Consider the following 26817-nt stretch of genomic DNA (forward strand, 5'->3'; position numbering starts at 1 on the left):
TGCCGGCATGCAGGCCGGCAACGCGGAAAAGTCTCGGCCTCAAGGGCGGAAGGCTTTTCCTCAGGAAGGCGTCTGTGCGCCTTCGTAAGCCGGGGACCCAGGGGCTGCTCGAAAAAACTTGCCGCAAATCATGCGGCAAGTCGCACATCCTAACCTATTCCCGGCGCCAATGCTGCATAGCAGCAAAATATCTACGCCCGGGCCGGGCGCCGCAAGCTCATTTTGCTGCTTGGCAAATAATCACTTTTAGTGATCATATAGCTCATGACCTCGATATCCCCCGCCCCTCGCCCGCTGTTCAGCGAACTGCTGCCCGCCGAGTTCACGGGCAACCTCAGCTTCCTGCTGGCGCGCACCCGCCAGGACCTCGCCGAGGAAATGGACGCCGTGTTCGACGGCGACGGCCTGGGCATCCGCCACTACGCCATCCTCAGCCTGCTGTTCCGCAGGGGCGGCCTGCGCCAGACCGACATCGCCGCGGTCATGAGCCTGGACCGCACGACCACGATGAAGGTGATGGACGAGCTGGAGGGCCGTGGCCTGCTGCAGCGCAGCCGCCACAGCGAAGACCGCCGGGCCAACGCCATCGACCTCACCGAGGCCGGGCGCGCCTGGCGCGAGCGCCACATGAACCGGGTGCTGGAACAGGAGCAGCGCTTCCTGTCCTCCCTGACCCCGGGCGAGCGCACCCTGCTGCAGGAACTGCTGCTCAAGCTGGTGTCCGGCGTCCACCAGCGCCGGAATGCCGATCATCATGAAGACTGAGTATCTGTCCCCCCGGGCCTGCGCCGTCCTGGCCCTCGCCGCGGCCCTGCTGGCCGGGCCTGCCGCCGCGGCCGAGACCGAGGCCGTGACCTATACCCTGCCGCAACTGGTGCAGCGGGCCCTGAGCCTGTCGCCGCCGCAGCGCATCGCGCAAGCCTCGGTGGGCCTGGCGGAGTCGCAGCGCGACACCGCCCTTGCCGCCCTGCTGCCGCAGCTCGGAGCCGGCGTCTCGCAGACCCGCCAGACCACCAATCCGGCAACGCTGGGCTTCGAGTTTCCCGGCCTGCCCTCGCTGATCGGGCCTTATTCGGTGTTCGATGCCCGCGTGAAGCTGTCGCAGGCCGTGCTGGACTTTGCCCGCCATAGCGAACTGTCCGGCGCCGGCCACGCGGTGGAGGCGGCACGCGCGGAAGCCGAGCAGAGCCGCGAGCGGATCGCCGCGCAGGTGGCGCTCAGCTACATCCAGGTGCTGGCCGGAGAGCAGGCGGTGGAAGCCGCGCGGGCCGACCTGGTGCTGGCGGAGGACCTGCTGACGCTGGCCCGCGACCAGCGCGAGGCCGGCGTCGCCTCCGGGGTGGACGTGGCCCGCGCGCAGACGGCCGTGGCGCAGGACCGCTACGCCCTGTCGGAGGCCGAGACCGCCATCGCCAGCTCGCGCCTGCAGTTGCAGCGCGCCGCCGTGCTGCCGATGGATGCGCCGCTGGCCCTCGGCGGGCAACTCGAAGCCTCGCCGGCCGCGACGCCGAGCGCCGCGCAGGCGCTGGACGAGGCGCGCGGCCACCGCGCGGAGCTGGCCGCGATCGAGGCGGCGCTGAAGCAGGCCGACGCCGAGCTGCGGGCCGCGCGGCAGCGCCGCTGGCCGACGCTAGCCCTGTTTGCGGACTACGGCCAGTCCTCGCGGACGCCGGTGCGCGCCGAGGAGGACACCTATCGCTATGGCGCCAGCCTGGAGTTGCCGCTGTACAGCGGCGGCGCCCTGCGCGCCGGCGAGGACGCGGCGCGGCTGAAGCTGGAGCAGCAGCGCGAGCGCGCCGAGGACCTGCGCCAGCAGGTGGAGCAGGACGTGCGCCTGGCCCTGGCCACGGTGCAGAACACCGCTGAGCAGGTGAAAGCCGCCACCGCCACGCGCGACCTCGCCGGACGCGAGCTGGAACTGGCGCGCGACCGCTTCCTCCACGGCGTGGCCAACAATGTCGACGTGGTCAGCGCGCAGGCCAGCCTGGCGCGCGCGCGCAGCCAGCATATCGCCGCGCTGGCCGCCTACCAGCAGGCCCGCGTCAACCTGGCCGCGGCCCAGGGCCGCGCCCATGCCTTCGAACTCTGAAAGCCGTACCGCTCCCATGAACACCACCCCCACTCCCTCCCCCGCCCCGGAAGAAGGCAACGGCCGCCGCCGCGTCATCGTGATGTCCGCACTGGCGCTCGCCATCCTGGGAGCCGCCGGCTGGTGGTGGCATTCCCGCAACTACGAGACCACCGACGACGCCTTCCTGGAGGCCGACGTGACGATGGTGGCGCCGCGCGTCGCCGGCACGGTGGTGGCCGTGCACGTGGAGGACAACCAGTTGGTGAAGGCCGGACAGCCGCTGTTCGAACTGGACCCGGCGGACTACCAGGCGCGCCTGCGCCAAGCCGAGGCCAACCTCGCCGCGGCGCAGGCCCAGGCCCGCTCCGCGCAGGCGGATCTCACCATGACCAATACCAGCGCCCCGGCCAACGTGGCACAGGCTCAGGCCGCGGTGCGCGCCGCGCGGGCACAGGCCGAACGCGCGCAGGCCGATGCCAGGCGCTACGAGTCGCTGTACGCCAAGGACGAGGTCTCCGCCCAGGCGCTGGACCAGGCCCGCAGCAGCGCGCGAGCCCTGCAGGCGCAGGCCGAGCAGGCCACCGCGCAGCTGGCCATGACCCAGACCGCCCCGCAGCAGACGGCCGCCAAGGAAGCGCAGCTGGCCAGCGCCCAGGCCGCGGTGGCGCAGGCCCAGGCCGCCCTGGACCTGGCGCGGCTGCAGCTGTCGTACACCCGCGTGGCCGCGCCCGGCGACGGCCGTATCACGCGCAAGAACCTGCAGCCGGGCTCGCAGCTCGCCGCCGGCAGCCCGGTGCTGGCCCTGGTCGGCAAGGACACCTGGGTGGTGGCCAACTTCAAGGAAACCCAGCTCCAGCACATGCGCGTCGGCCAGCCGGTCAGCGTCGGGATCGATGCCTATCCCGGCCGTGATTTCCGCGCGCGCGTGCACAGCCTGCAGGCCGGCACCGGCTCCGCCTTCGCTCTGCTGCCGGCGGAGAACGCCACCGGCAACTTCGTGAAGGTGGTGCAGCGCGTGCCGGTGAAGCTGGTCTTCGATCCGGCGCCGGACGCGGACCTGCACCTGGTGCCAGGCATGTCGGCGCAGCCGCGGGTGGACATCTCCGACGACGCGCACGGCGCCGCGCTGCAGGCTGCCGCGCGGTGAGCGGGGCGGTCGCCACGAACGCGCAGGCCGCTCCGCGTCCCGCCGCTTCGGCGGCGCGCTTCACCTACCTGATCGCCGTGGTCTGCGGCATGGCGGCGTTCATGGAGGTGCTGGACACGGCCATCGCCAACGTCTCGCTGGTGCACATCGCCGGCTCGCTGTCGGCCAGCACCGAGGAGGCCACCTGGGTACTGACCTCCTACCTGGTGGCCAATGCCATTGTGCTGCCGATGACCGGCTGGCTGTCGGACACCATCGGCCGCAAGCGCTACTACATCGGCTGCATCGTCGCCTTCACCATCGCCTCCCTGCTCTGCGGCCTGGCGCCGTCGCTGCCGGCGCTGATCGGCCTGCGCATCCTGCAGGGTGCCGCCGGCGCCGGCCTGCAGCCGGTGTCGCAGGCGATCCTGGCGGATTCCTTCCCCCAGGAGCAGCGCGGCATGGCCATGGCGGTGTACGGCATGGCGGTGATCTCCGGACCGGCCTTCGGGCCGGCCCTGGGCGGATGGATCACCGACCAGTTCTCCTGGCACTGGATCTTCCTGATCAACGTGCCGGTGGGCATCGTGCTGGTGACCCTGGCCATGGCGCTGATCCGCGATCCGCCGGAACTGCGCGCCGTCACGCGCCAGCGCCGCGAATCCGGCATCCGCGTGGACTACCTGGGCTTTGCGCTGATCGCGCTGAGCATGGGCAGCCTGCAGCTGATCCTGGACCTGGGGCAGAAGCACGACTGGCTGGACTCGGATTTCATCCTGTCCTGCATCATGGTCTGCGTCTTCTCGCTGGCCCTGCTGGTCTACCGCGAGCTGACGCACGAGCACCCCATCATCAACCTGCGCCTGCTCGGCAACCGCAACTTCGCCATCGCCAATGTCCTGGTCGCCGGCATGTCGATCCCGCTGCTGGGCCTGTCGGTGCTGCTGCCGCAGATGATGCAGACCCTGCTGGGCTACTCGGCGATGGATGCCGGCATCGTGGTGTCGCCGGGGGCCCTGGTCACGGTGGTGATGATGCCCATCGTCGGCAAGCTGGTGACGCGCGTGGACTCGCGCATCCTGTCGAGCTCCGGCTATGTCCTGATCTCGCTGGCCATGCTGATGCTGACCACCATCGACCTGGACATCGCGCATGGCCAGCTGGTGGCGCTGCGCATGTTCCAGATGTTCGGCCTGGCCTTCGTCTTCATCCCGCTCAATGCCCTGGCCTATGCCGACACCCCCCCCGGCCAGACCAGCAGCGCCACCGCCATCATCAACCTGATGCGCAATCTCGGCGGCAGCGTCGGCGTATCGATGGTGACATTCTCGCTGTCGCGGGCGCACCAGGTGCACCACGCGAACCTCGCGGAGAACATCGATCCGCTGAACCCGGCCTACCAGGCCACGATGCAGTCGATGAGCACGACACTGGGCAACGAGCAGGCCGCCCATGCCGCGATGTCGGGCATGATCGAGCGCCAGGCCGGCATGCTCGCCTACATCGACGTGTACTATCTGCTGGCCGCGCTGACCGCGATCATGGCCATGACCGTGTGGCTGGTGAAGCGCTCCAAGCCCCCGGCCTCGGCGCCGGTGGACTCGCACTAGGGAAACACTCAAGAGATGCCTTTCGTCACCGTCCGCGACGGCCAGCGCCTGTACGTGCGCGTCATCGGCCGCGGCCAGCCCGCCCTGCTGCTGCACGGCATGGGCATGGACAGCCGCTACTGGCTGCCCTTCCTGCTGCCGCAACTGCACCGCTTCCGCTTCCACCTGCCGGATTTCCGCGGCGCCGGCCGGTCCGCCGGCGTGCGGCTGAACCAGGCCGACATCTTCCAGAACCACATGGAGGACGTGCAGGACATCATCGGGCACTTCGGCCTGAGGGACTTCCTCCTGGCCGGCTACTCGCTGGGCGGTAGCACGGCGCTGCACCTGCTGCGGGCGGGCGGATTCGGCAGCGTGAAGCGCTACCTGCATATCGACCAGTCCCCTTGCGTGGGCAACCGCGAGGGCTGGACCTACGGCCTCTGGGGCGAGAGGCAGGCGGAGCTGTTCGCCGCGCTGCGCCGCCTGCAGGCCGTGCTGGCCGAGAGCCCGCAGGCCGGGCGCCTGACCGAGCTGCCGCCGCCCGCGCGCCGGCAGGCGATGGATACGCTGGCCGATACCCTGGCTCAGATCGCCGGCAAGCCGGCGCTGCGCAGCACCCTGCGCGCCGCCTCGCACTGGCCCTGGCTGTTCTCGCGCCTGGTGCCGTCGACGCACCTGGGCGACCTGCGCGCCACGCTCTGCTCCTACCTGAGCGGCGGGCACGACTACCGCCCCGCCCTGGCCGGCTGCCCCGTGCCGGTGACGGTGCTGGTGGGCATGCGCTCCGATCTCTACCATCCGGAGGGCCAGATGAGCATCGCGCGGCAGGTCCAGCAAGGCCGCATCCTGCGCTTCGAGAAGTCCGGCCACGTGCCGCTCAGCGACGAGCCGCTGCGCTTCATGCGCGAGCTGGGGCGGTTCCTGAGGGGCTAGCGTTCACATCACCCGGGACACCAGGGCCGGTGCCTGCTCGATGGCGTCCTCGATGATCTCCAGGGTATGCCGGCACTCGTCGCGGTCGGCCGGCCCGCCCAGGCAGACGCGCACCGCCTCCGGTGCCGTGCCGCTGACGGTGAAGGTGTCCGACACCACCACGCCGACCCCGTGGGCGCGCAGGTGGGTGGCGAACTCGATGCGCGTCCAGGCCGGCGGCACCGTCAGCCAGAGGTGAAAGGCCTCGGGCCTGGTGCAGTAGTCCGCACGTCTCAGCACCTCGGCGGCCAGTTGCTGCCGCGCCATCGACTCCTCGCGGATCGCCAGGGTCATCGCGCGCACGGTACCGTCGTCGATCCAGCGCGTGGCCAGCCGCACCAGCGGCGGCGGCGCCATCACCGTGGTGGTGCGCATGATCGCCGACAGGCGCGCGGTGTAGCGCGCGCTGGGCAGGGAGACGTAGCCGATGCGCATGCCGGCACCCAGGCACTTGGAGAAGCCGGTGACGTGGAAGGTCAGCTCCGGCGCCAGTGCCGCCAGCGATACCAGGCGCTGGCGGGGCAGGCAGGCGTAGGGGTCGTCCTCCACGATGGGCACGCTGTAGCGCCGCGCGATCTCGGCCACGGCCTCGCGGCGCTCCGCGGACAGGACCGCGGTGGTGGGATTGTTGAAGGTGGGATTCAGGTACAGCGCCTTGGGAGGATCGGCGGCGCAGAGCGCCCCGAAGGCCTCCGGATCGATTCCTTCATCGTCCGCCGGCAGGCCGGCCAGACGGATGCCGAGTTGCGCCGCCAGCCCCTTGATGCCGGGATAGGTCACCGCCTCGCAGGCGATGCTGTCGCCGGCCCGTGCCAGCAGCGTGAACAGCGCCAGCAGCGCGCCCTGTGCGCCCGGGCAGACCAGCACGCGGGAGCCATCCAGGCCGGGCACGTGGCGCGACAGCCAGTGCGCGCCGGCCTCGCGGTCCTCTGCCATGCCGCCGAACTCCTGGTAGCGCAGCATGGCGTAGGGGTCCACCTCCGCCAGGCTGGCGAAGCCCTCGCGCAGCCGCTGCAACAGCGCGCGGTCGCGCGGTTCCGGCGGCATGTTCATGGTCATGTCCACCAGGCCGGCCGGCGGCGAGCGCCGCACCGGGCCCGAACGGAGTGTCTCGCGCACGAAGCTGCCGCTGCCGGCACGGCTGTCGATCAGGCCGCGCTGCTGCGCCTCGGCATAGCCGCGGGCCACGGTGCTGAAGTTGAGGTCCAGCGCCGTCGCCAGCGAGCGCAGCGTCGGCAGGCGCTGCAGCGCCGCCAGCTTGCCCGACTGGATGTCCTCGGCCAGCGCGTCGGCCAGGGCAACGTAGGCCGGCTTGCTGCTGGCACGGATGGCGGCGGCCCAGCGGCTGGTTTCGTTGGACATGGGTGATCTCTCCGGTGGACCACCCGGCACTCGCAACAACTGTTCCACGTTGATTGCATACAAATCAAAAACAATCGAGCCGCCGTTGCACGCCGAATGCCCGCCGGTTGCACCGTGAAGCAGCGCGTGCGCCATCCCGATGCGGCGATTTATCCCTTTGAATCCAAGTGTTTCGCGGTGTTTCGCGAGCGGCGCCGCGAAGCCGCCGACAAGGCCTTCCCGGCATCGGAAAAAATTTCGCGCGGATTCCGCGATGTCTCACATTGATCGGATTCCAGCCGTGATCGCGGCGAAACAATTGGCACATCGGTTGCGCTGTAACCCGGTGCCGCGACAGGGAACGGCGAAATTCCCGAACCACCGAATCCACCTGGAGAGTCACCATGCCCGCAGTCAGCACCCCCGCCACCAAGAAAGGCGATTTCTTCGTGGACTACGAGGAGAAGGTCTTCGAGGACGTCAAGGCCAAGCCCGGCGAGAAGGCCCTGGTCACCTTCCACACCGTGGCCTTCGAGGGGTCCATCGGCCTGGTCAACATCCTGCAGGGCAAGCGGCTGCAGCGTAAGGGTTTCGAGACCTCGATCCTGCTCTACGGCCCCGGCGTCACCCTGGGCATCCAGCGCGGCTTCCCCACCATCGGCGACGAGGCCTTCCCCGGCGCGCAGAACTTCAGCAAGCAGCTGGAATCGTTCATGGCCGAGGGCGGCAGGGTGTACTGCTGCCGCTTCGCGCTGCAGATGCTCTACGGCCACGGCGAGCATTCGCTGCTGCCGGGCATCCGTCCGATCAACCCGCTCGACGTGCTGGACCTGATCCTGCTCCACCGCAATGACAACGCCTTCATGATCCATACCTGGACCGTGTAGGTCAGCCCCGCACGGAGCCATCGCCATGACCGCGAGAAAAGTCCGCGCCGCCGCCGTCCAGCTCAATCCCGAGCTGGACAGCGCCGACGGCACCGTCGCCCGCGTGCTGGAGGCCATCGCCGAAGCGGCGCGCCAGGGCGTGCAGCTGGTCGTGTTCCCCGAGACGGTGGTGCCCTACTACCCCTACTTCTCCTTCGTCACCCCCGCGGTGACGATGGGGGCGGCGCACCTGCGGCTCTACGAGCATGCGCCGACCGTGCCCGGCCCCGTCACCGACGCGGTGGCTTCCGCCGCGCGGCGGCACGGCATTGTGGTGGTGCTGGGGGTCAACGAACGCGACCACGGTACGCTCTACAACACGCAACTGGTGTTCGACGCCGACGGCAAGCTGGCGCTCAAGCGCCGCAAGATCACGCCGACCTACCACGAGCGCATGGTCTGGGGCATGGGCGACGGGGCCGGCCTGCGCACCGTGGAGACGGCCGTGGGCACCGTCGGCGCCCTGGCCTGCTGGGAACACTACAACCCGCTGGCGCGCTATGCGCTGATGGCGCAGCACGAGCAGATCCACTGCTCGCAGTTCCCGGGCTCCCTGGTGGGTCCGATCTTCTCCGAGCAGATGGAACTGACCATGCGCCACCACGCGCTGGAATCCGGCTGCTTCGTGGTCAACGCCACCGCTTGGCTGACGCCGGAACAGAAGAAGTCCGCCGCGCCCTCGCCGGAGCTGGAGAAGGCCTTCGCCGGCGGCTGCTACACCGCGATCATCTCGCCCGAGGGCAAGCACCTGGCCGAGCCGCTGCGCGACGGCGCAGGCATGGTGATCGCCGATCTCGACTTCGCTCTGATCGACAAGCGCAAGCGGATGATGGATTCGGTGGGCCACTACGCCAGGCCGGAACTGCTGAGCCTGCAGCTCGACCGGCGCGCCGCTTCGCCGCTGGCCGAGCCGCCTGCGCCGCCCGCTCCGCCCAAGTCCATGCCGGCGCCCGCCGCAGACGGCATCGAAGCCGCCTACATGAGCGCCATGGCCAGCCTGATGGGGAAATGATGATGGAAACCACCGCCGTATCCCTGGCCTCGCTGGGCCAGCCGCTGATCACCGAACTGCAGGCCAGCGGCCTGCGCCTGGAGAATCCGCAGGCCGGGGCCGCCGCGCGCAAGGGCGGTGCCGGCCCCACCGACCACAAGGCCGTGACGGTGGAGGGGCACACGGTGATGGTGCCGGTACACAGCGACGCAGCCCGCGCCTCGCCATTCCTGGCGCGGGCGCCGGACGCGCGGGGCATCAGCGTGCTGGAACGCAACGGCCTGGCCGTGGGCCGCGTGGAGTTCCCGCGCCAGCCGAGGTTCTACAGGCTACAGACGCTCGACGGCATTCCCTACTCGAAGATCGCGCAACTGCACGGGGCCGACGTGCTGGCCACCACGGTGCTGCAGACCTGCATCCGCTACGGCCGGCGCAGCACGTCCTGCCAGTTCTGCGCCATCGGCGAGTCGCTGAAGGAGGGCCGCACGATCAACCGCAAGACGCCGGAACAGCTCGCCGAGGTCGCGCGCGCGGCGGTGCTGCTGGACGGCGTGAAGCACATGGTCATGACCACCGGCACGCCCAACTTCACCGACCGCGGCGCGGAGATCCTCTGCGAGAGCGCCTTCGCGGTGAAGGCGGCGGTGGACCTGCCGATCCAGGCGCAGTGCGAGCCACCGGATGATCCGGCCTGGTTCGAACGCCTGAAGGATGCCGGCGTGGATGCCCTGGGCATGCACCTAGAGGCGGTCACGCCGGAGGTGCGCCAGCGCATCATGCCGGGCAAGGCCAGCGTCACCGTGCCGGAATACCTGCAAGCCTTCGAGGATGCGGTGCGGGTCTTCGGCCGTGGCCAGGTCAGCACCTACATCCTCGCCGGCCTGGGCGACAGCGACGCGGCGATCCTGGCGATGTGCGAGCGCCTGATCGCCCTCGGCGTCTATCCCTTCGTGGTGCCCTTCGTGCCGGTGGGGGGCACGCCGCTGGAGCAGCATCCCTCGCCCGGCGCGGCGGCGATGCGCGGCCTGCTGGCGCCGCTGGGCCGCATGCTGGTCGAGGGCGGGCTGAAGTCGGCGGACATCAAGGCGGGCTGCGGCAAATGCGGCGCCTGTTCCTCGCTGTCCGCCTACGAGCGGGGCGCCGCGGAGGTGCGCACCCATGCCGGCTGACGGCGGCCTGCTCGACTGGGTTCCCGCCGGCGACCGCGGCGCGGGCCTGTTCCTGCCCAGCGAGTACCTCGTGAAACCCGCGACCGAACGCTGGGAGCGGCGCGAGGCCATGCGCCTGCGCCGCGAGGTGTTCTGCGCCGAGCAGGGCCTGTTCGGGCGCGACGACCGCGATACGGCCGATCGCTCCGCGCTGCTGCTGGTGGCGGTCTCCTGCCTGTCCGGCATGCCGGAGCAGGTGGTGGGCACGGTGCGCCTCCACGAAAGCGCCCCCGGCGAATGGCAGGGCTCGCGCCTGGCCGTACACCGGGACTACCGCCGCGTCGCCTGGCTGGGTAGCGAACTGATCCGGCTGGCGGTGGGCACCGCGCATGCGCGCGGGGCCTGGCGCTTCACCGCGCAGGTACAGGCGCAGAACGTGCCGCTGTTCCGCCGTCTGCACTGGCACACACTGGAAGAGATCGAGCTGCACGGCCGCCCGCACCACCGCATGCAGGCGAACCTGGCGCACTACCCGCCCTGCAAGGCCGCCGGCTTCGTCTCTATGCCCAGGCGCGCCGCATGAACCCGCATGCCCTGGTCGACGCCCTGCAGGACAGCCGCGGGCTGGCGCAGAAGCGCGACATCGCCGGCGTGGTTCAGGCGCTGGATCTCGGCGCGCACAGCCCGGTTCCGGTGGGCGACGACTGCGCCGCGATTGCCGACGGCGACGGCTGGCAACTGCTGGCCATCGAAGGCTTCATCCCGGAGTTCGTCGAGCGCGATCCCTGGTTCGCCGGCTGGTGCGGCGTGATGGTGAATGTCTCCGACATCTACGCCATGGGCGGCCGGCCGCTGGCGGTGGTGGATGCGGTCTGGGCGCGCGACGCCGAGCGGCTGCAGCCGCTGCTGGCCGGGATCGCCGCCGCCTCGGCGGCCTACGGCGTGCCGGTGGTGGGCGGACACAGCAACCTGCGCGGCAGCGGCGAGAACCTGGCGGTGTCGATCCTGGGACGCGCCCGGCGCCTGCTGAGCAGCTTCGACGCCCGGCCCGGCGACGTGCTGGTCTGCGCGGTGGACCTGCGCGGCGCCTACCGCGAGCCCTTCCCCCACTGGAACTGCGCCGTGGGCACCGACCCGGCGCGCCTGCGCGGCGACCTGGAGCTGCTGCCGGCACTGGCCGAGGACGGCCTCTGCGCCGCCGCCAAGGACATCAGCCAGGCGGGGCTGATCGGCACCGCGATGATGCTGCTGGAGTGCTCCGCCGTCGGCGCCGTGATCGACCTGGATGCCATTCCCTGCCCTGCGGGCGCCGACCCGCAGCGCTGGCTGCTGTCGGCCTTCCCGAGCTATGGCTTCATCCTGTCCGTGCCGCCGCGCCATGTGGACGCCGTGATCGCGCGCTTCCGCGGGCGCAACCTCGCCTGCTCCGCCATCGGCCGCTGCGACGACGCGCGGCGACTGCTGCTGCGCGGCGACGGCGGCCACGCCCTGGCCTGGGACTTCCGCCGGGAGTCCGTGATCGGCTGCGCCCCGCCGTCGCAACCGGAGCTTCGCCATGCCTGAGATGCGCTTTTCCGTCCGCTGGCCCGACGACTCCACGAGCCTGTGCTACTCGCCCTCCAGCACCATCCGGGACGCACTGGAAGCCGGCCGCCGCTACCCGCTGCCGGAGTTCGTCACGCGCAGCCGCGCGGCGCTGGAGCACGCCAGCGAACGCGTGGCGCAGAAGTACGGCTTCGGCTGCGGCCAGGCCCTGGCCCAGATCCGCGCCATCGAACAGCGCGCCGCCCTCTATCCCGAAGACGGCCATGTGGTCGTCGAATCCTTCGAATACTGAGTTGCCGAGGTCCCCATGAATCCGCAGATTTCCAACGCCCCCGAAGCCCGCCGCGTGGCCGTCGCCATCGTCGGCGGCGGACAGGCCGGCCTGTCCATGAGCTGGCACCTGAAGCAGGCCGGCATCGAGCATGTGGTCTTCGAGCGCGACCGCTGCTTCAGCGAGTGGCGCAAGGCGCGCTGGGATTCCTTCTGCCTGGTGACGCCCAACTGGCAGTGCCGCCTGCCGGGCCATCCCTATGCCGGCCCCGATCCGCGGGGCTTCATGCTGCGCGAGGAGATCGTGGAATACCTCGACGCCTATGTCGCCCGCTTCAACCCGCCGCTGCTGGAAGGCGTGGAGGTGACGCAGTTGCAGCGCGGGGCGGACGGCCGCTTCCTGCTGTCCACCAGCGCCGGCGCCTGGATCGCCGACCAGGTGGTCCTGGCCAACGGCGTGTACCAGAAGCCGGTCATCCCGCGCGAGGCCGAGCGCCTGCCGCCGGACATCCTGCAACTGCATTCCTCCAGCTACCGCAACCCGCAATCGCTGCCGCCGGGGGCCGCCCTGGTGGTGGGCAGCGGCCAGTCCGGCTGCCAGATCGCCGAGGACATCCACCTCGCGGGACGGCAGGCGCATCTCTGCGTCGGGCGCGCGCCGCGCTCGCCGCGCGTCTACCGCGGCCGCGAGGTCACCGACTGGCTGACGGAATCCGGCTACTACGACATCCCCTACGAAAACCACCCGCAGAAGGCGACCGTGCGGGAGAAGACCAACCACTACCTCACCGGCCGCGACGGCGGGCGCGAGATCGACCTGCGGCAGCGCGCGCTCGAAGGCATGCGCCTCCATGGCTCGTTCCGCGGCGTGGCAGCGGGACAGCTCCACTTCGCCCCCGACCTGCGCCAGAACCTGGACGAGGCCGACCGCTCCTACAACAACATCCGCACGCTGGTGGACCAGTACATCGCACAGGCCGGGATCGACGCGCCGCAGGAGCCGGCCTACCAGCCGCCTTGGGAACCCACGGAAGAGATCACCACGCTGGACTACGCCGCCGCCGGCATCACGAGCATCGTCTGGGCCATCGGCTTCACGCCGGACTACGGCTGGGTCGACCTGCCGGTGTTCAACGGCCGCGGGCATCCGGTGCAGCGCCGCGGCATCACGCAGGTCCCCGGCGCCTACTTCCTGGGCCTGTCCTGGCAGAACACCTGGGGCTCCGGACGGCTGGCCGATGTCGGCAAGGACGCCGAGTACCTGCTCGGCAGCATCCGCCGGCTGGCAGGCATGCCGGTGGCGGCGGCCGCCTGAACGGAGTCAGTCCGGCAGCTTCGCCCGCAGGCCGGGCAGCGCAATGCCGGCCAGGCCGCGCAACGAGGCACGGCCGATATCCATCCAGTCGAAGTAGTCGCGCCACAGCACGATGCGGCCGTCCTGCACGCGGAAGGTGCCGCAGACCCAGAAGCACATCTGGAACGGACCGACCTTGAGCAGATCGGTGCGCTCGGTCAGCACGGTGTCGCCGTTGACGGCGATGGAATGGATCTTCACGCCGAAGCCGCCGCCGCGGCTCAGGCCCTGCTCGAACAGGCGCGCCACCCTGCCGCCGCCGCGGATGGTGGGCAGCGAGACGTTGGTGTAGACCAGGTCCGGGTCCAGCAATGCCGCCATGGTGGCGTAGTCGCGGCCCGCGATGGCATGGAGGAAGCGCGTGACGATGGCGTCCGGCTTGGCGATGGATTCCACTTTGCTCTTGCGGGTCGTGGCCATGGGAGGTACTCGGCAGTTTCAGTCCCGGGCATCGTAGCGCCGCTGCCTGCGGCCGTGACTGGCCGCCGAGCCCCTGCCCCGGGGCTCAGAACACTTCGTGGCAGCCGCCGTCCAGGCAGAGTTGCGGCGCCGGCACGTCGAGATACCAGGCCGCGGCCGCCAGCATCAGCAGCACGAGGATCAGCAGCAGCCAGTTTCGGACGTTGTCGGACATGGAGCGCGGGCCTTCGGACCGGGGCATTCTGGCCCTTCTCCACTGGCTTTGACAGCCCTGCGCCCGGCAAGTGCCCGCCGGCAAGCGCACTCCGTTTGCAGGGGGATTTCGCCGGGAGGCGGCAGCTACCTTGGGCCGGGAAATCCACACGCGCCGCGGGGAGCGAGCATGTCCAAGACCGTCCTGCTGACGGGAGCCTTCGGCAACATCGGCAGCCATGTCCTCCGGCACCTGCTGGCCGCCAGGCATCGCGTGGTCTGCCTGGAGCTGGAATCCGACAGGAACCGCCGCACCGCCGCCGGCTTCGGCGACCGTATCCGCGTGGTCTGGGGCGACCTGCTCCAGCCGGAGGTGATCCGCGACAGCCTGGCGGGCGTCGATGCCGTGGTCCACATGGCGGCCGTCATCCCGCCGCTGTCCGAGCTCAAGCCCGCCCTGGCCACCGCCGTCAACGTGGACGGCACCGCGGGCCTGATCCGCGCCATGGAGGCTTCACCGCAGGCACGGCGGCTGGTCTTCGCTTCCAGCATGGGAGTCGCCGGACAGGAACAGCACCGCCGCCAGCCGCCGCTGACCGCGGACATGCCCGCTACGCCCTCGGACCACTACGGCGCCACCAAGCTGCGCTGCGAGGAACTGGTCCGGGCCAGCACGCTGGAATGGTCGATCCTGCGCATCGCCGCCTGCCCACCGATGGAACTCGGCACCGGCGATCCCAGCCAGCTGGCCATCATGTTCGAGGCCACGGTCGACGGGCGCGCGGAGTTCGTGCACATGGACGACGCGGGCCTGGCCTTTGCCAACGCCGTGGATTGCGATGCCGCCATCGGCAAGACCCTGTTCATCGGCGGCGGCGAGCGCTGCCGGACGAACGCGCTGGACTTCTACAACCGCCTGCTCGGCACCATGGGCCTGGGCCCGCTGAAGCCAGAGAAATTCCGCCCCGGCCCGACCTACTTCTTCGGCGACTGGCTGGACACGCAGGAGAGCCAGGCCCTGCTGCGGTTCCAGCGCCACAGCCTGGACGACTACTTCACCGCCATGCGCGAGCGCGTGGGGTTCAAGCGGCACCTGATGCGGCTGGTGGCACCGCTGGCGAATCGGCATATCGAGAGGCATTCGCCGTACGGCCGATAGGCAGCGGCGAAAACAAAAAAACCCAGCCGAGAGGCTGGGCTTTTTGCTTGGTTCATAGAACCTGGTAAATGGCTCCGCGACTTGGACTCGAACCAAGGACCCAGTGATTAACAGGCTCATCGCTTTTCCCGTTAATTCATGGCCTTGAGTCAAATCTTCCAAATATGAGCGCTCCAACAATCCCTTTGGAATCAGGGGATGCATTCGCGATATTAGGAAGTCGGGGCGACCTTTTCCGGGGCACGGCGGTAGACCCTGTTCAGCGTGCGCGCGTCGATGTGGCCCAGGAGTCGGCCATCCTTGGCGTCGCTGCCGGCCTTGGCGCGGAGATCATGGAACGTGAAGCGCTCCGCGATCAGGCCCTGCTTCAGGCACTCGATTTGGTGCCGCTGCCAGAGCGTCTGGAAGCCGTCGGCGCTGTAGGGCTGGCCGTCGCGCCGGCAGATCACAAACAAGCTCCCCACGCCCTCGGCCGGCAGCTGGCCCGCGAGGTCCACTGCCGTTCGCAACGCGCTCGACCAACTGACCACCAGGCGCTTGCCGGTCTTGCCTTGGCGAAAGTGGATTCCCTCACTAGTCAGCTGGGCGCGGCGGAGCTTCAGCAGGTCGCTCTCGCGCTGGCCGGTCACATAGGCCAGCGCCATCATCGCCTGGATCACGGGGCTCCCCGCCTCGAATACGGCCAGGTACTCCTCGTGGGTCACATAGCGGTCCCTGGGAGCCTCGGCGTTGCGCTCCACGCCCAGGCAGGGGTTTGCCTTGGCCAGGCGCCAGCGAACGGCCTTGGTGAAGACGTGGGACAGTAGGGCGATGTCCCGGTTGGCCTGGACCTTCGCCGGCGACTCGTCGAGATATTGGGCCACCTCGCCGCTGGAAATCTGATCGGGCGAGAGGGCGCCAAACACCTGAGTCAGTACCTCCAGGCGCCTCTCCTGGGTCTTTCTCGTGCTGGGCGCCTTCGTAGGCAGGATGTCCCGGGCGTACCTGAGGAATATCTCCCTCATGCGGACGCGGCCATCGCCACTCAGCAGCTCTGCATAGGCCCGTAGCGCTTCGGGTTTCTCCTTGCCGAGCTTGATCCATTTGCCCTCGCTGGTGACATAGAACCAGAACCCGCGCGAGAAATACACGCGCGCCGGCATGTCCTTGTCCTTAGTTCTTTTCCGTCCCATTCCCATACAGGTTACCTCCTCGCGTGCAGCGCGGAAAAGTTCGGCCGCTGCGTGGCTGGCTTGACGGCTCCCGTCATCGCCGCCGTCAGGGCCGCGAAGGTGATGCGCGCCCTCCCATCAGGCCGTACCAGGGGCGTAAGGCCCATCTCCCGCAGGGCTTCCAGCTGTTTGCTGGGCTGCTGATAGCCGGTGGCATCGGCCAGTTCCTCGTCGGATAGCATGCGATCGCTCACGGCTGCCCCGCCCGCGCTATCCTGCCGGCTGGATGAGACGGCGAAACGAAGACCCCAGCCCGGGCAGTGCAGCTCCGGGCGGGCGATTGCGAAGGGCAAGACACAAGACGCGCGATTTTCCATTGAATGCGCCGCGGCTTAGGGGGTAACGTGCGCGCCATCGACCGGAGAAAAGCATGTCCAGGCCCAAGCTGAACCGCGAGACCGTGATCCTCGAGGTTGCGGGTGAGGAGGTGCATATCACCATCCTGAACGCCGGCGAGGACGCCTGGTCTATTGTGGAAGTGGTGGCCGGCTCCTTCCCGCCGCTCTCCTATCGTGAGGAAGGCTACCCTACGCGCGAGGCCGCCATACAGAAGAGCATCACGATTGCGGCTGATCTGCTCGGCGCCTAGAGAGCCGATGGCGTGCGGCAACGAGACGAAAACCCCAACCCGGGCCCGGTCGGAGACCTGCGCGAGCACGTCGGCCAGCACTGGATCCGGTTGCATTGCACGCGCTGCATGAACTCCCGGGAGTTCAACCCGCTGGACCTGATCGCGCGCTACGGCGAGATCTCCTGCTCGACCCTGGTCAGCAAGGCCGTCTGCGGCCGCTGCGGAGAGCGCATGCCGGAGTTCCGGCTGCGATCGCCCTGCCTGCCGGATCGGTCGGATGCGCCGCCCCTGCGGCCCGCGAGATGAGGCGGCTACAGGGGGATGCATAGCTCACTCCCCTGCAGCTTGTGCGAGATCCGCCTAGGCCGCTCCACGACGCTGATCCAGGGGTTTCGCCGGCGAAACTCAGCCTCCAGGCCATGGGCGCCGGCATGGCGCAGGTGGCCGAAGTAGCTGGCGGCCTGGCTGCGGCCGCGGCGCAGCTGCTCGGGCGTCGCGCGGATCTGGTTGCCGTGGACGTGGGCGCGCGACCAGGCGGCGAAGGCCTCCCTGGCGTGCGAGACCACGCGCCGGCGCACGCGCATGTGCGTTGGGTAAATCACGTAGCCCAGGAAGTCGCAGCCGTGGGTCAGCGGCAGCAGCTGGCGCTCGGCCTTGAGGTGCAGGTCCAGGTGCTCCCGCAGGAAGGCCTCGATGCGATCCTGCCACTCCAGCAGCTGCTCCCGGCTCTGGTGGATTAGCAGGAAGTCGTCGACGTAGCGGACATAGCGCTTGACCTTGAGGACGTGCTTGATGAACTGGTCCAGGGGATCGAGGTAGACGGTGGGCGCCAGGCACTGCGACAGCAGGTTTCCGATCGGCAGCCCGAAACCCGGCCGCGCGTTCTTCAGGCGCTTGTGGGGCGGCACCAGGGCCAGCTCTTCCGGGGTGGCTTGGTAGGTGACGCCGGCGGCGAGCGGATCGCCACGCAGGGCGGCATGAATGGCCCGCTGCAGCGTCAGCGGCAGGCCGCCAGCCTGCATGGCCTTCTTGAGCATCTGCCAGAGCTTCCGGCGGTTGACGCTATAGAAGAAGTTGGCGATGTCCAGCTTCAGGCACCAGCCGCCACCCTGGCCGGACTGGACCTGGCGGAAGAACTGCTGCACCCGCCGCACGGCCTGCAGCAGGCCCTTGCCCTTCCGGTTGGCGTAGCTGTCGTAGCAGGTCCGCGGCTCGTAGAGGGCTTCCAGCTTCGGCACGGCCCAGTGGTGGAAGACGCGGTCCCGGTAGGCCGGCGCGTGAATCTCGCGGGCCTTGGGGTCCTCGGCCACCATGCACACCGTCCGCGACGGCACCAGGGTGTGGTCATTGATCTGATCGCGCAGCAGCAGCAGGTTGTCGATGGACCGGACATGGAACCGCGCCATGTCGCGGCCGGGCTTCTTGCCTCGCCGGGCCCGGTAATGGGCGCGCTCGAGGTCGCGGAGCGATACCCGCTCCGGCATCCTGACACTCACGGGGCGGCACGCGGAGACAGGGGACGACGAGACCGTTGTTGTCGTCGTTGTTCCAGTTGACGTTGCCGTTGTTGAGGTTGACGAACCAGACGTGGCCCGGAGACCACGATCCCCACGCTCTTGGGACCCGGCTGCGCATCCTTGCTGCTGGTAGCGGAGCTTCGTCATGCGTTGACCCCGGTGGGGTGGCGCGGGTACTCAGTGTCGCGGGACGCTGCCGGTGGCCGGTGATGCGTGGCCGCGGCATTCTGCCCGGAAGGATGCTTGCCAGAAGCCTTCAGCAGGCCCCAGGTCTGGCGACCGGCGCTGTAGGCCAGCTCGGCCAGGACCTCGTACTGCCCCGACGATTTGAAGCACTGCATGCGCCGGGCGGCCTGCATCAGCAGCTTGAGCCGATCGTTCCCCTTGCGCAGCTGAAGCAGCAGCGCCAGGCGCTCCTCCCCCGCCATCATGGCCTCCTGGGCCAGCAGGGCCGTCTGCTGGGCGGCATGGCGGATGTCCAGGCCCAGGTAGTGCTTGTACTTCGCGGGGAAGTCCGGCACCGCCCGCTCCAGCTCCTCGTGCAGGCGCTCGCAGGTCTTGATGATCTCGGGGAGGTTGGCGCGCATCGCTAGGCCTGGAAAAAAGTCAGATCACTGACGGGGCGGCACGCGGAGACAGGGGACGACGAGACCGCGGTAGCCGTCGTAGCGCCAGAGGACGCCGCCGCGGCGGAGGAGGACGAACCAGACGCGGCCCGGAGACCACGAGGCGCCGCGGGCGGTGTAGACCCAGCCCGAGCTGGGCGCGTTGGGAGCGATCAGCGGGTTCACGGCCGGGCCGTGGCGCGAGCGATCGATGAGCAGCTGGATCTCCGTCTCCTCGGGGATCGCCCACTCGCCCTTGCGGCCCAGCAGGTCGCACTTCTTAGCCTGGGCCTCGGCCTGCTGGAGGTTGTCGGCGTTCTTCCAGCGGCGCACGTCGAAGTACAGGCCGAACTGCGGGAAGTGGGTGATGGCGTGGCCTTTCTTGGCGTCGGCCGGCAGCTCGGCGCCCTTGGCGTCCAGGCGCAGGAAGAGGGGCCTGCGGATGTCGATGATGATCGCCGGCGTGTCGGCCGGCGTGATGGTGGCGGGTGCGGTCACGATGAGCTCCTGTGGGATGAGGGAGTGCGGACAGAGGTCAGATCACTGACGGGGCGGCACGCGGAGACAGGGGACGACGAGACCGTTGTAGTCGTCGTTGGTGCAGAGGACGTTGCCGTTGTGGAGGTCGACGAACCAGACGCGGCCCGGAGACCCCTTCAGCCCGCGGTCGCAGTAGATGAGCCCTTGGTTGGGCATGTTGGGGAAGGACTGCGGGTTGACCGCCGGCTCGCGGAAATCGCGATCGATGATCAGGTTGTTCTCCCAGTCCTTGCCGACCACCCACTCGCCCTTGCGGCCGAGGAGGTCGCACTCGCGAGCCAGCTGCCAGGCCTCGGCGGTGCTGGATACGTTGCGCGGCGCCCGGATATCGAACATCAGGCCGGCGGTGTCGAAGTGGGTGATGACGTGGTGGCTGCTGCCGCCCTCGACCATGTTGCCGCTGGCGTCGAGGAAGCGGCGCGGGAGATCGGCGGGATTCAGGATGACTGGGGCACGCTCGATCAGCAGGCCGCCGCCGAACTGCGCGGGCGGCGCAGCGGCAGTCGGCGCCGTGAGGGCGGCGGCAATGTCGCCGCTTATGGAGATGGAGAGGGCGTTGTCGCCCTCGCCTTTGTAGACTGAGATATGCAGGTTGGACACGTTTGACTCCTGATTAAGCGCAGTGAGGCGCGTGATTCTTTCGCCGGCGAAAGTGCCGGCCTACTCTTCCTCGTCGCCGATGAGCTCCCTGGCTCGAGCCAGGAACACCTCCTCGGTCATGACCTCGCCGCGATCCCAGGCGTCGCAAGCCTCTTCGCTCGTCGGATGAAACTCCGTGCAGCGGCCGCAGCGGTTGCATTCAACGTGCGCCGGCATCCCGCCGATGGCGCAGCCCCTACCGCCGCAGACACAGGGCTTTGCGGGGTCGCAGATAGAGCGGTTGTGCTTGGACATGGCTACTCCCGCTCAACGCCCAGTGCGGTGATGAGGTCGTCCAGCAGCTCGCCAAGATCTCCGGCCATGAGGGCGAAGTCGGCGTCGTGGGCTTCTTCCTGGGTCTCGTCGGTGTCGGGGCGGACTTCCAGGAACTCGATGCGGCTGAGCTGCAGGCGCTCGGTAAGGGTGAAGCTGACGCGCTGGTTCCAGACCAGGGCGAGCTTGGTGACGACGCAGCCCTGCGTCAGGTGGTGACGGATATCGTCGCTGGCCAGGTCGTAGCGGCCGTAGGAGATCCGCGCTCCATCTTCGTCGCGGCCCTCGATCCGGCAGGAATCGCCGAGGGCCCAGCGGCCTGGAACTTCACGCGCCGCGACCCAGCCCGTGAAGGTGTTGGCCGGCGCCAGCGGGACTTCTGGGGTGGATACGGCGAGCTCGCCGCCCAGGGAGTTGCGCAGGTACTCCACCAGCTCCTCCGCGGCCCTGGTGCTGCTGCTGGCGACAACGATGCGGTGCCGCTGCAGGTCCAGCCACACGCGGAGCTGGCCGGGCTTCGCGAAGGCCTTGGGCAGCAACTCCAGGATGATCTGCTCCTTGAGATCCTTGACCATCTTGCGACCGGGCTTGTAGCCCTTCTGCCGCTCGATCTCGGCGCACTTCTCCTCGAGGTGCTTCTTGATCACGGCGCCGGGCAGGACCTTCTGCTCCCAGCCCAGCGCGGCCAGGTACTGACGGCCCTGGTTGCGCACCAGGGCGCCGTCGGTCCAGGGCGCTACCCAGCCGATGGTCCTCGCTACGGTGCCTTCACAGGGGCGGAGCGGGAACTCGGCCAGGATCTCTTCCAACTCGCCTGGCGTGAGGTCCCAGTCCTCGTCCAGGTCAAACCACACCAGGGCTTTGAAGAACATGGCGGCCTCAGGACCTAGCCCTAGCGCGGGCTTCGCCGGCCTCGACCTGGAACATGGCGTCCTGGTAGCTGATGACGCGGCGGTCGCGGCCGTCGCCCGGCGGCGGCGCGTTGGTGAGGTGCAGGGTGTCCACGGACGTGAAGACCTGGGTGGGGTCCCAGTTGTCGCGGATCCGCGTCAGGCGGTAGTGCTTGGCGATGCGCTTGCGGTCGCGGGTCTTGCCGCAACCCGGCGGGCCGAACACGATGATGCTCCTGGTGTGCTGCATGGCTACTCCTGGTTGAGGGTGGATTCCACGGACTGGGCGCAGCGGCTTGCCGCACGCTGTTCGCCGTACCCCACCAGGCAGATCGCGATGGCGGTGATCGCAATGCCACCGAGGACGAGCTCGATCACCAGCTGCAAGGTGCCGAGCGGTGCGTCCTCGTAGATGACGCGCTTGGGCGGCGGCGCCGGCGGCTGGGGCTTGATGTGGTCAGGCATGGATCAGGCCTTGAACTCGATATCCAGGTAGACGAAGCCGGCCTTGGTGCGATGGCGCTTGATCTTGGCCTTGGCAATCGCATTACCGAACTCGTTGGTTCCGCCCTTGAGCGGGAGAATCTCGGCCGCACGGCCCTGCTCTTTGCACCAGGTGCTGTACTCCTCGTGCATCTCGGCCGCCTGGATGTTGGAGCCCTTCTTCTTGACGCAACTGGCGGCCAGGAAGTCGAAGACGGATGAGTTCTGGCCCGCCTTGGCCGCCGGCTTCGCGACCTTCTTATCACCGACGCCGTCGATCAGTGCGCGGATCTTCTTGGCTGTCAGGTCGTCGCCGTAGTGCCTCCAGATGAGAGGACGGCCGATGGCTTTCTCGATCTTGCGGGCCTCCTCCTGGGTGATCTGGTACAGCTCGTCATGCTCCAGATCCACCTTGGAGCCCGGCGCAACGATGTTGAGGGCCGGGGCAATGGTGTCGATGCCGCCGCAGAAATTGACCGAGTATTTCGACGACTCCGCGTTCTCCGGCAACACCTCACCACCATAGGTGGTATATCGACTGGCGAGATCGACCTTGACGGGCAGATCCACGCGCCGCCCCTTCTTCGGTTTGGACAGGTCGAAGCCGGCGAGCTGCAGGAATTTCATCGTCAGTTCCTCGCCGATGCGTTCGCCCTCGGCGTTAAGCGCTTTGACCTTGACCTCGCGCTCCTTCCGCCTCGTTTCCGGGTCCTTGGCCTTGTCAGCCGCCAGTTTCGCCTTCAAGGTTGGGTCCGCCGCGATCTTCTTCTTCAGCTCCTCCCGCTCCTTCCGCTTGGCCTCGATCCTTTCTTGCCTGAGCTCGAAGGCCTCTTTGGCGTCTTTCACCCGATCGCGTAGCTGCTGGCGGGTGGGCGGCCTCGACCAGGCATAGCCGCCCTCGAAGTCCCCCAGCGTCTTGCCGAACTGCACCGCGTCGTATCCCTTGAGCTGCTGGAGATCATGGGCCATTTCCATCGACGTGACCTTGCCCTCCTCCACCAGAGCCTGGATGCGCTCATCCAGCTCCCCCAGCCGGGAATGGCGGCTCATCCAGGCGGGGGTCTGGCCAGCCTGTTTGCAGGCCTCGTCGAAGCCCACCAGTGCGACGAGCTTTGCCGCGCCGTCGCAGGTTTCGATCAGGGTCAGGCTCGCACGCTGCAGGTTCTCCACCAGGTGGAGGATCTCCACGTCGGTGTCGGAGAGGTCGTCGCGCACGATGGCAGGAATGCCGTCGAGCCCGGCGAGCTGGGCGGCGCGCCAGCGGCGTTCGCCGGCGATGATCTCCCAGGGCTCGATGGTCTTCGTACCGTCCGCACCCGGCTTGGCCGTCCGGATCACGATGGGCTGCACTACGCCCTGGGCGCGGATAGAATCCGCCAGCTCCTGCAAGGCCTCCGGGTTGAACAGCTTGCGCAGCTGCTTGGCGTAGGGGCGCAGCTGGTTGATCTGCGCCTTGACCAACTGGTAGTCCAGGGTCTCGATTTTCGCGGGCATGTTCATGCGGCAACTCCGGTGAGGTCTTTGCGGATTTCGCCGAGCAATTCGGCGTCGTAGGGAAGCGTCTGGATCAGCGAATCAAGCAGGAACAACTTGTCCTGCAGGCGTGCAATGGGCTTGGCGCCCAGGCCGCTGACGGCGTGGGCCAGGGCCATGCCCGCATCTGCGGCGCGATGGCTGGCATCGGCCGCGGCCTTGAAGCGGCTGCTCATGCAGTTGTCCAAGACGCGCACGGCCCGCGGCTGGTCGGCCATGCGGTAGGTGCCGGCAATGGTCTTCTTGGCGCCCGGGCTATAGGTCAGCACCTGGCGTGAGGCAAGCAACGACAGCGAGACCGCGACAGCGGGGGTGTTAACGCCCAGCTGCTTGGCGAGCGCAGGCGCGGTGATGGGCTTCGTGGCCTCGGTCATGGCCTGGTAGGCGCGGCAGACGATGCTGCCGGCGCGGACCGCCATGGGCGCCTCCCCGGAGAAGTCCACGGCTACGTTGCGCGGAGCGGCAGGCGGCACGGGCGCTGCGTCGCCTCCTGACGGAGCCTTGGCCTCTGCGCAGGGGGCAGCGCCGCCCGACTTGGCCTGCGGGTATCCGATGCCGGCAACCTGTTCCGGCGTGGCCCTGGCGAGCTCCACGGCCCGCGCCAGCGGCTTGCCGCGGCGCGGGAAGTACTGCACCCGGCCGGTGCTGGTGCGCTCGCTATAGATGTGGCCCTGGCGGTGCGCGGTGTCCAGGGCATCTCGGAGCTGAGGCACTTGGTAGAACGCCTTCAATTGGGAGTGCAGATGGGGTAGCTCGATACCTGGATCCAGCCGGATGGCGGCAACAACCTGGATGCACAGCAGATCCACTGCGCCGTCTTTCGCCGGCGAAAATGCGGCGTTCATCGGCGGTCCCTCGCGGTGTTGACCAGGACGGCAAACGGGTTCGGGCGCTTGAGACCCAGGCGGCGATTCAGCTTCACCACGTCGGCCGCGTGATAGCCGAACATGAAGAACTTGTAGCGGGAGAGCGAGTCCCAAGCCTTCGCCTCAGACTCTTCCAGGTCGCGCAGAAGCTGCTCACGATTGTCGGCGGCGAGTCTCATAGCGGCAAGGCCCGCTGCGGGTTGGGCTCGCCGTCCAGGGTCGGCGTGTCGGCCTTGGTGATAACCAGGGCGTGATCGCTGAGCTCGTACCGGTAGCCCTCGGCGGCGATGTTGCGGACGCCGGCGCCGCGCATGAGCGTGGCGATGGATCGCGCCGGGCCTGCGAAGCTGCGGCAGGCGTGCTCCAGCTGCTCAAAGAGGCCGTCCATCACTGCGCCTGCCCGTTGTTGCGGAGCGCGGCGAGGAGGTCCGGCGGCAGGCGCCCTTCCTGCTCGAAGCGCTCCAGCACGAGGATGGAGTGCATAACGCCCTTGTACTCGCGGATCCGCTGCTGGACCTTGTCCGGGTGCATGGCTTTCTTGCCCTTGCGGGCGATGGTCAGCCGCGGGAGGTTGACCTGGGCGCGGGCGCACTCATCGACAATGGCGTCTGCCTGTTCGGCCAGCGGCACCGGCACGAAGGTGGGCGAAGGCTGCGGGCGCGACATGGCGTCAGGCCAGCCAGGCGTAGAGGCCCAGGGCGATCAGCACCGCGGCCATGATGAAGAGCGCCGCCGGCAGCGGGCCTGGGCCGGGGTTCTCGTCCAGGTCTTCCTGGCTCGACGGGCGCAGGCGCAGGACGGCGGGCTCGCCGCGGCCGGGCTTGAGATCGCGCTGGCAGTGGACGCGGCGCGGCTGGCTGACGTCTACGGCCATGGGCAGGTGGCGGCGCGCGCCGTTGAGCGCCTGGCGCTGGCGGATGGTCTGGCTCATCTGGGCATCCCCTCGGTGGACATGTGAAGCAGGCCGCCCGGCATCAGGCGGCGCATGCGGGCAAGCAGCTCGGCGACGCCTTCCTGCATCTCGTCATCCTCGAAGCCGGCGATGAAGCCCTCGGCTTCGGCCAGGATCTCGCTGAGTTCCTGGTACAGCGGCTGCTCGGAACGAAGGCGGTCGCGCAGGTCGGCCGGATCGACAACCGGCGTGACGGTGACCAGGTACAGGTGGCCGGTTGCCCGCTGGACGAAGTCGCCGGCGACGGTTTCCAGGCCGTCTGCATCCATGTGGACGGTGAAGCCCGGGTAGTCGAAGGCGCTGCGGTGGGTGTTGGCGAAGCTGCGGAGCAGCAGCGCCGGGACGGCCCGGGTTTCGCTGATCAGCAGCGACAGCGGCGGAAAGTCCTCGGGCTGAGCTGGGACCGGGTCGCTGACGCGATGCGCAGAATCCTCGGCGGGAGCGGCGTCGAACGGGCCGGGCTTGAGCCTGTTTGAGTGGCTCATGCCTGCCTCCCGATGGCGCCCCGTGGTATCACCGTGCGCGTCATGGTATGCATCATCGCGGCGATTTGCCGCGCTTCCATCTCTGTGATGGGATCAAACTCACTGTCCCCCTTAGACTCGTCTCCCGGTCCACTGGGTGCGTAGAGCTTGTTGGTGGCAATGAAGGCCGTTGCCAGTTGCTCAAGCTTTTTCTGGAAAGCAGGCATCAGCGCCCCCAGCATTAGTTCTGCCTCGAGCCTCTGGCCTGGAGTCATCTGCACCAACCAGGCTACCTTGCCGGCGTTTTTGCCACGGCATTTGGCGATGCCATGGCGGAATGTCGTCACCGCCAGAACGCAGCAAATGACGTTGGTCACGATGCGCTCCTCGATTCCGGGATTGACGACAAAGCGCGCCTCAACCTTCGCCGTGAGCTCGTCGTCCAGATCTTCCAGCCGCAAACCGTTTTCGGTCAGGAGGCGCCTCAGGAACTTCTCGGCGTTTTCGCGCTCACCGCCCTCGCCTCGGCGGGAGAGTTCCAGGTATTTGCGCAGGCGAGCTTTGATGGCGTCGTCACTCATGCCCCGCCCTCCGGCTGCTCGTCGCCGTAGTCGCGGTCGGCGTTCTCCAGCTCGCGGAGCGCGCGTATGTCGCGCGTCAGCTTGTCCCAGTCGTGGCCGCCGGTGGCCAGGTCCTTGCCCGGCTCGTCCACGCGCGAGCCGAGGATGGCCAGACGGGTGCGGGTGGCGGCCTCGAGCAAGGCCGTGACGAATTGCTCGACCTCGTCCAGGTCGATGCGCTCCTCGCCGAACTGGATGTTGCCCCTGAAGGTACAGCCGTAGAGCCGGTGGCGGCCGATGCGGACCAGGGGCTCGGAGCGCGGCCGGTAGTAGTCCGGCGCCGACATCGAGACTTCAATGCGGCCCGGCGGGAGGTCCTCGCCCATGCCGAAGTTGTAGGGGACCTCAACGATCCGGGAGATCGCGTTGATCTGCGCGGTGGGCTTGACCGTCTTGGGCGCCGGCGGCGCCGGCAGCTTCAGCAGAGGCTCGCCGCAGAGGGGCCGGGCTGCTTTCGCCGGCGAAACTGGGGCTTTGGGGGTGCTGGTGTGCATGGCCGCTCCGATGAACTGGAGCGGATTAAACACCCTGTTTATACAGGAGTCA

The 26817-nt window shown here is 68.6% G+C and carries 38 protein-coding genes; 16 read left to right on the forward strand and 22 right to left on the reverse strand.

Annotated elements, in window-relative coordinates; translation table 11 throughout:
* The first annotated feature begins 264 nt into the window (after positions 1-264).
* The 5 genes from C3942_RS00560 to C3942_RS00580 are packed head-to-tail and all read left to right on the forward strand — an operon-like array spanning position 265 to position 5722.
* Positions 265-765 carry a MarR family winged helix-turn-helix transcriptional regulator gene (locus C3942_RS00560; protein WP_104228978.1) on the forward strand — a complete coding sequence of 167 codons (501 nt, stop codon included), beginning with the start codon at positions 265-267 and terminating at the stop codon, positions 763-765.
* Positions 755-2089 carry a TolC family protein gene (locus C3942_RS00565; RefSeq protein WP_165797261.1) on the forward strand — a complete coding sequence of 445 codons (1335 nt, stop codon included), beginning with the start codon at positions 755-757 and terminating at the stop codon, positions 2087-2089. The genes C3942_RS00560 and C3942_RS00565 overlap by 11 nt, the downstream gene beginning before the upstream one ends.
* 16 nt (positions 2090-2105) lie before the next feature.
* Positions 2106-3218, forward strand: a complete 1113-nt coding sequence (locus C3942_RS00570; protein ID WP_104228389.1) for an HlyD family secretion protein — start codon at positions 2106-2108, stop codon at positions 3216-3218.
* Positions 3215-4807: a DHA2 family efflux MFS transporter permease subunit gene (locus C3942_RS00575; RefSeq protein WP_243393483.1), complete on the forward strand. Its 1593-nt coding sequence runs from the start codon at positions 3215-3217 to the stop codon at positions 4805-4807. The genes C3942_RS00570 and C3942_RS00575 overlap by 4 nt, the downstream gene beginning before the upstream one ends.
* Before the next feature lie 15 nt (positions 4808-4822).
* Positions 4823-5722, forward strand: coding sequence for an alpha/beta fold hydrolase (locus C3942_RS00580; protein ID WP_104228390.1), 900 nt, complete (start codon positions 4823-4825; stop codon positions 5720-5722).
* Between the two features lie 3 nt (positions 5723-5725).
* Here the strand turns inward: C3942_RS00580 and C3942_RS00585 are convergent, their stop codons facing one another.
* Entirely contained in the window at positions 5726-7123 is a 1398-nt protein-coding gene (locus tag C3942_RS00585) for an aminotransferase-like domain-containing protein (RefSeq protein ID WP_104228391.1), read from the reverse strand.
* 114 nt (positions 7124-7237) lie between these two features.
* Between C3942_RS00585 and C3942_RS22170 the strand changes: the two genes are divergently transcribed.
* From C3942_RS22170 to C3942_RS00620, 8 genes are all read left to right on the forward strand, one after another.
* On the forward strand, positions 7238-7390 hold the full coding sequence (locus C3942_RS22170; protein ID WP_165797262.1) for a hypothetical protein: 153 nt from the start codon (positions 7238-7240) through the stop codon (positions 7388-7390).
* A 116-nt stretch (positions 7391-7506) separates the two neighbouring features.
* Positions 7507-7989, forward strand: a complete 483-nt coding sequence (locus tag C3942_RS00590; protein WP_104228392.1) for an MSMEG_0572/Sll0783 family nitrogen starvation response protein — start codon at positions 7507-7509, stop codon at positions 7987-7989.
* Between the two features lie 25 nt (positions 7990-8014).
* A complete protein-coding gene (locus C3942_RS00595; protein ID WP_104228393.1) occupies positions 8015-9040 on the forward strand; it encodes a Nit6803 family nitrilase in 1026 nt (341 codons plus the stop codon).
* A 2-nt stretch (positions 9041-9042) separates the two neighbouring features.
* Entirely contained in the window at positions 9043-10188 is a 1146-nt protein-coding gene (locus tag C3942_RS00600) for an MSMEG_0568 family radical SAM protein (protein ID WP_243393484.1), read from the forward strand.
* Positions 10178-10750: an MSMEG_0567/Sll0786 family nitrogen starvation N-acetyltransferase gene (locus C3942_RS00605; protein ID WP_104228394.1), complete on the forward strand. Its 573-nt coding sequence runs from the start codon at positions 10178-10180 to the stop codon at positions 10748-10750. The genes C3942_RS00600 and C3942_RS00605 overlap by 11 nt, the downstream gene beginning before the upstream one ends.
* Positions 10747-11730: a sll0787 family AIR synthase-like protein gene (locus tag C3942_RS00610; protein ID WP_104228395.1), complete on the forward strand. Its 984-nt coding sequence runs from the start codon at positions 10747-10749 to the stop codon at positions 11728-11730. The genes C3942_RS00605 and C3942_RS00610 overlap by 4 nt, the downstream gene beginning before the upstream one ends.
* Positions 11723-12004 carry an MSMEG_0570 family nitrogen starvation response protein gene (locus tag C3942_RS00615; protein ID WP_104228396.1) on the forward strand — a complete coding sequence of 94 codons (282 nt, stop codon included), beginning with the start codon at positions 11723-11725 and terminating at the stop codon, positions 12002-12004. The genes C3942_RS00610 and C3942_RS00615 overlap by 8 nt, the downstream gene beginning before the upstream one ends.
* A gap of 15 nt (positions 12005-12019) precedes the next feature.
* Positions 12020-13297: an MSMEG_0569 family flavin-dependent oxidoreductase gene (locus C3942_RS00620; protein ID WP_104228397.1), complete on the forward strand. Its 1278-nt coding sequence runs from the start codon at positions 12020-12022 to the stop codon at positions 13295-13297.
* A gap of 6 nt (positions 13298-13303) precedes the next feature.
* On the opposite strand, the gene C3942_RS00625 is transcribed toward C3942_RS00620, so the two are convergent.
* Entirely contained in the window at positions 13304-13756 is a 453-nt protein-coding gene (locus C3942_RS00625; protein WP_104228398.1) for a limonene-1,2-epoxide hydrolase family protein, read from the reverse strand.
* Between the two features lie 85 nt (positions 13757-13841).
* On the reverse strand, positions 13842-13997 hold the full coding sequence (locus tag C3942_RS22175) for a hypothetical protein (RefSeq protein WP_165797263.1): 156 nt from the start codon (positions 13995-13997) through the stop codon (positions 13842-13844).
* 141 nt (positions 13998-14138) lie between these two features.
* Here C3942_RS22175 and C3942_RS00630 point away from each other — a divergent pair, with 141 nt between their 5' ends.
* On the forward strand, positions 14139-15107 hold the full coding sequence (locus C3942_RS00630; protein WP_104228399.1) for an NAD-dependent epimerase/dehydratase family protein: 969 nt from the start codon (positions 14139-14141) through the stop codon (positions 15105-15107).
* Positions 15108-15319: 212 nt separating this feature from the next.
* Here the strand turns inward: C3942_RS00630 and C3942_RS00635 are convergent, their stop codons facing one another.
* Together C3942_RS00635 and C3942_RS22180 are read right to left on the reverse strand one after the other, a co-directional pair.
* Positions 15320-16249 (reverse strand): tyrosine-type recombinase/integrase, encoded by a 930-nt coding sequence (locus C3942_RS00635; protein ID WP_165797264.1) that lies wholly within the window; start codon positions 16247-16249, stop codon positions 15320-15322.
* A gap of 41 nt (positions 16250-16290) precedes the next feature.
* Positions 16291-16512, reverse strand: coding sequence for a DUF4224 domain-containing protein (locus C3942_RS22180; protein ID WP_165797265.1), 222 nt, complete (start codon positions 16510-16512; stop codon positions 16291-16293).
* Positions 16513-16688: 176 nt separating this feature from the next.
* On the opposite strand from C3942_RS22180, the gene C3942_RS00645 reads away from it, so the two are divergent.
* Together C3942_RS00645 and C3942_RS00650 are read left to right on the forward strand one after the other, a co-directional pair.
* On the forward strand, positions 16689-16907 hold the full coding sequence (locus C3942_RS00645; RefSeq protein ID WP_104228402.1) for a hypothetical protein: 219 nt from the start codon (positions 16689-16691) through the stop codon (positions 16905-16907).
* 12 nt (positions 16908-16919) lie between these two features.
* The gene (locus C3942_RS00650) at positions 16920-17195 is read left to right on the forward strand and encodes a hypothetical protein (RefSeq protein ID WP_133164200.1); all 276 of its coding nucleotides are present in this window, start codon (positions 16920-16922) and stop codon (positions 17193-17195) included.
* A gap of 5 nt (positions 17196-17200) precedes the next feature.
* Here the strand turns inward: C3942_RS00650 and C3942_RS00655 are convergent, their stop codons facing one another.
* The 17 genes from C3942_RS00655 to C3942_RS00735 all read right to left on the reverse strand — a co-directional run bounded on the left by C3942_RS00655 (position 17201) and on the right by C3942_RS00735 (position 26765).
* The gene (locus C3942_RS00655) at positions 17201-18373 is read right to left on the reverse strand and encodes an RNA-directed DNA polymerase (protein ID WP_165797266.1); all 1173 of its coding nucleotides are present in this window, start codon (positions 18371-18373) and stop codon (positions 17201-17203) included.
* Positions 18374-18549: 176 nt separating this feature from the next.
* Entirely contained in the window at positions 18550-18993 is a 444-nt protein-coding gene (locus tag C3942_RS00660) for a four helix bundle protein (RefSeq protein ID WP_104228405.1), read from the reverse strand.
* 24 nt (positions 18994-19017) lie between these two features.
* Positions 19018-19509, reverse strand: a complete 492-nt coding sequence (locus C3942_RS00665) for an Lcl C-terminal domain-containing protein (RefSeq protein ID WP_104228406.1) — start codon at positions 19507-19509, stop codon at positions 19018-19020.
* A 42-nt stretch (positions 19510-19551) separates the two neighbouring features.
* The gene (locus C3942_RS00670; protein ID WP_104228407.1) at positions 19552-20151 is read right to left on the reverse strand and encodes a hypothetical protein; all 600 of its coding nucleotides are present in this window, start codon (positions 20149-20151) and stop codon (positions 19552-19554) included.
* A gap of 60 nt (positions 20152-20211) precedes the next feature.
* The gene (locus C3942_RS00675; RefSeq protein ID WP_104228408.1) at positions 20212-20445 is read right to left on the reverse strand and encodes a hypothetical protein; all 234 of its coding nucleotides are present in this window, start codon (positions 20443-20445) and stop codon (positions 20212-20214) included.
* A 2-nt stretch (positions 20446-20447) separates the two neighbouring features.
* Complete coding sequence (locus C3942_RS00680; RefSeq protein WP_104228409.1) at positions 20448-21335, reverse strand: recombination-associated protein RdgC; 888 nt, start codon at positions 21333-21335, stop codon at positions 20448-20450.
* Between the two features lie 7 nt (positions 21336-21342).
* Complete coding sequence (locus C3942_RS00685) at positions 21343-21603, reverse strand: P-loop NTPase family protein (RefSeq protein WP_104228410.1); 261 nt, start codon at positions 21601-21603, stop codon at positions 21343-21345.
* A 2-nt stretch (positions 21604-21605) separates the two neighbouring features.
* Positions 21606-21818, reverse strand: coding sequence for a hypothetical protein (locus C3942_RS00690; protein ID WP_104228411.1), 213 nt, complete (start codon positions 21816-21818; stop codon positions 21606-21608).
* A 3-nt stretch (positions 21819-21821) separates the two neighbouring features.
* Positions 21822-23336 carry a ParB/RepB/Spo0J family partition protein gene (locus C3942_RS00695; protein WP_104228412.1) on the reverse strand — a complete coding sequence of 505 codons (1515 nt, stop codon included), beginning with the start codon at positions 23334-23336 and terminating at the stop codon, positions 21822-21824.
* Positions 23333-24214 carry a hypothetical protein gene (locus C3942_RS00700; protein WP_133164201.1) on the reverse strand — a complete coding sequence of 294 codons (882 nt, stop codon included), beginning with the start codon at positions 24212-24214 and terminating at the stop codon, positions 23333-23335. Before C3942_RS00700 ends, C3942_RS00695 begins: the two co-directional genes overlap by 4 nt.
* Positions 24211-24414 carry a hypothetical protein gene (locus C3942_RS00705; RefSeq protein WP_104228414.1) on the reverse strand — a complete coding sequence of 68 codons (204 nt, stop codon included), beginning with the start codon at positions 24412-24414 and terminating at the stop codon, positions 24211-24213. Before C3942_RS00705 ends, C3942_RS00700 begins: the two co-directional genes overlap by 4 nt.
* Complete coding sequence (locus C3942_RS00710) at positions 24411-24623, reverse strand: hypothetical protein (protein WP_104228415.1); 213 nt, start codon at positions 24621-24623, stop codon at positions 24411-24413. Before C3942_RS00710 ends, C3942_RS00705 begins: the two co-directional genes overlap by 4 nt.
* Positions 24623-24901 (reverse strand): hypothetical protein, encoded by a 279-nt coding sequence (locus tag C3942_RS00715; RefSeq protein ID WP_104228416.1) that lies wholly within the window; start codon positions 24899-24901, stop codon positions 24623-24625. The genes C3942_RS00710 and C3942_RS00715 overlap by 1 nt, the downstream gene beginning before the upstream one ends.
* Positions 24902-24905: 4 nt before the next feature.
* Positions 24906-25166 (reverse strand): hypothetical protein, encoded by a 261-nt coding sequence (locus C3942_RS00720; protein WP_104228417.1) that lies wholly within the window; start codon positions 25164-25166, stop codon positions 24906-24908.
* Positions 25163-25672, reverse strand: coding sequence for a hypothetical protein (locus C3942_RS00725; RefSeq protein ID WP_104228418.1), 510 nt, complete (start codon positions 25670-25672; stop codon positions 25163-25165). Before C3942_RS00725 ends, C3942_RS00720 begins: the two co-directional genes overlap by 4 nt.
* Complete coding sequence (locus C3942_RS00730; RefSeq protein WP_104228419.1) at positions 25669-26232, reverse strand: hypothetical protein; 564 nt, start codon at positions 26230-26232, stop codon at positions 25669-25671. The genes C3942_RS00725 and C3942_RS00730 overlap by 4 nt, the downstream gene beginning before the upstream one ends.
* Positions 26229-26765 carry a hypothetical protein gene (locus C3942_RS00735; RefSeq protein ID WP_104228420.1) on the reverse strand — a complete coding sequence of 179 codons (537 nt, stop codon included), beginning with the start codon at positions 26763-26765 and terminating at the stop codon, positions 26229-26231. Before C3942_RS00735 ends, C3942_RS00730 begins: the two co-directional genes overlap by 4 nt.
* Positions 26766-26817: the final 52 nt, after the last annotated feature.

This window comes from Solimonas fluminis (assembly GCF_002930645.1).
GTDB classification, from domain to species: Bacteria; Pseudomonadota; Gammaproteobacteria; order Nevskiales; family Nevskiaceae; genus Solimonas_A; species Solimonas_A fluminis.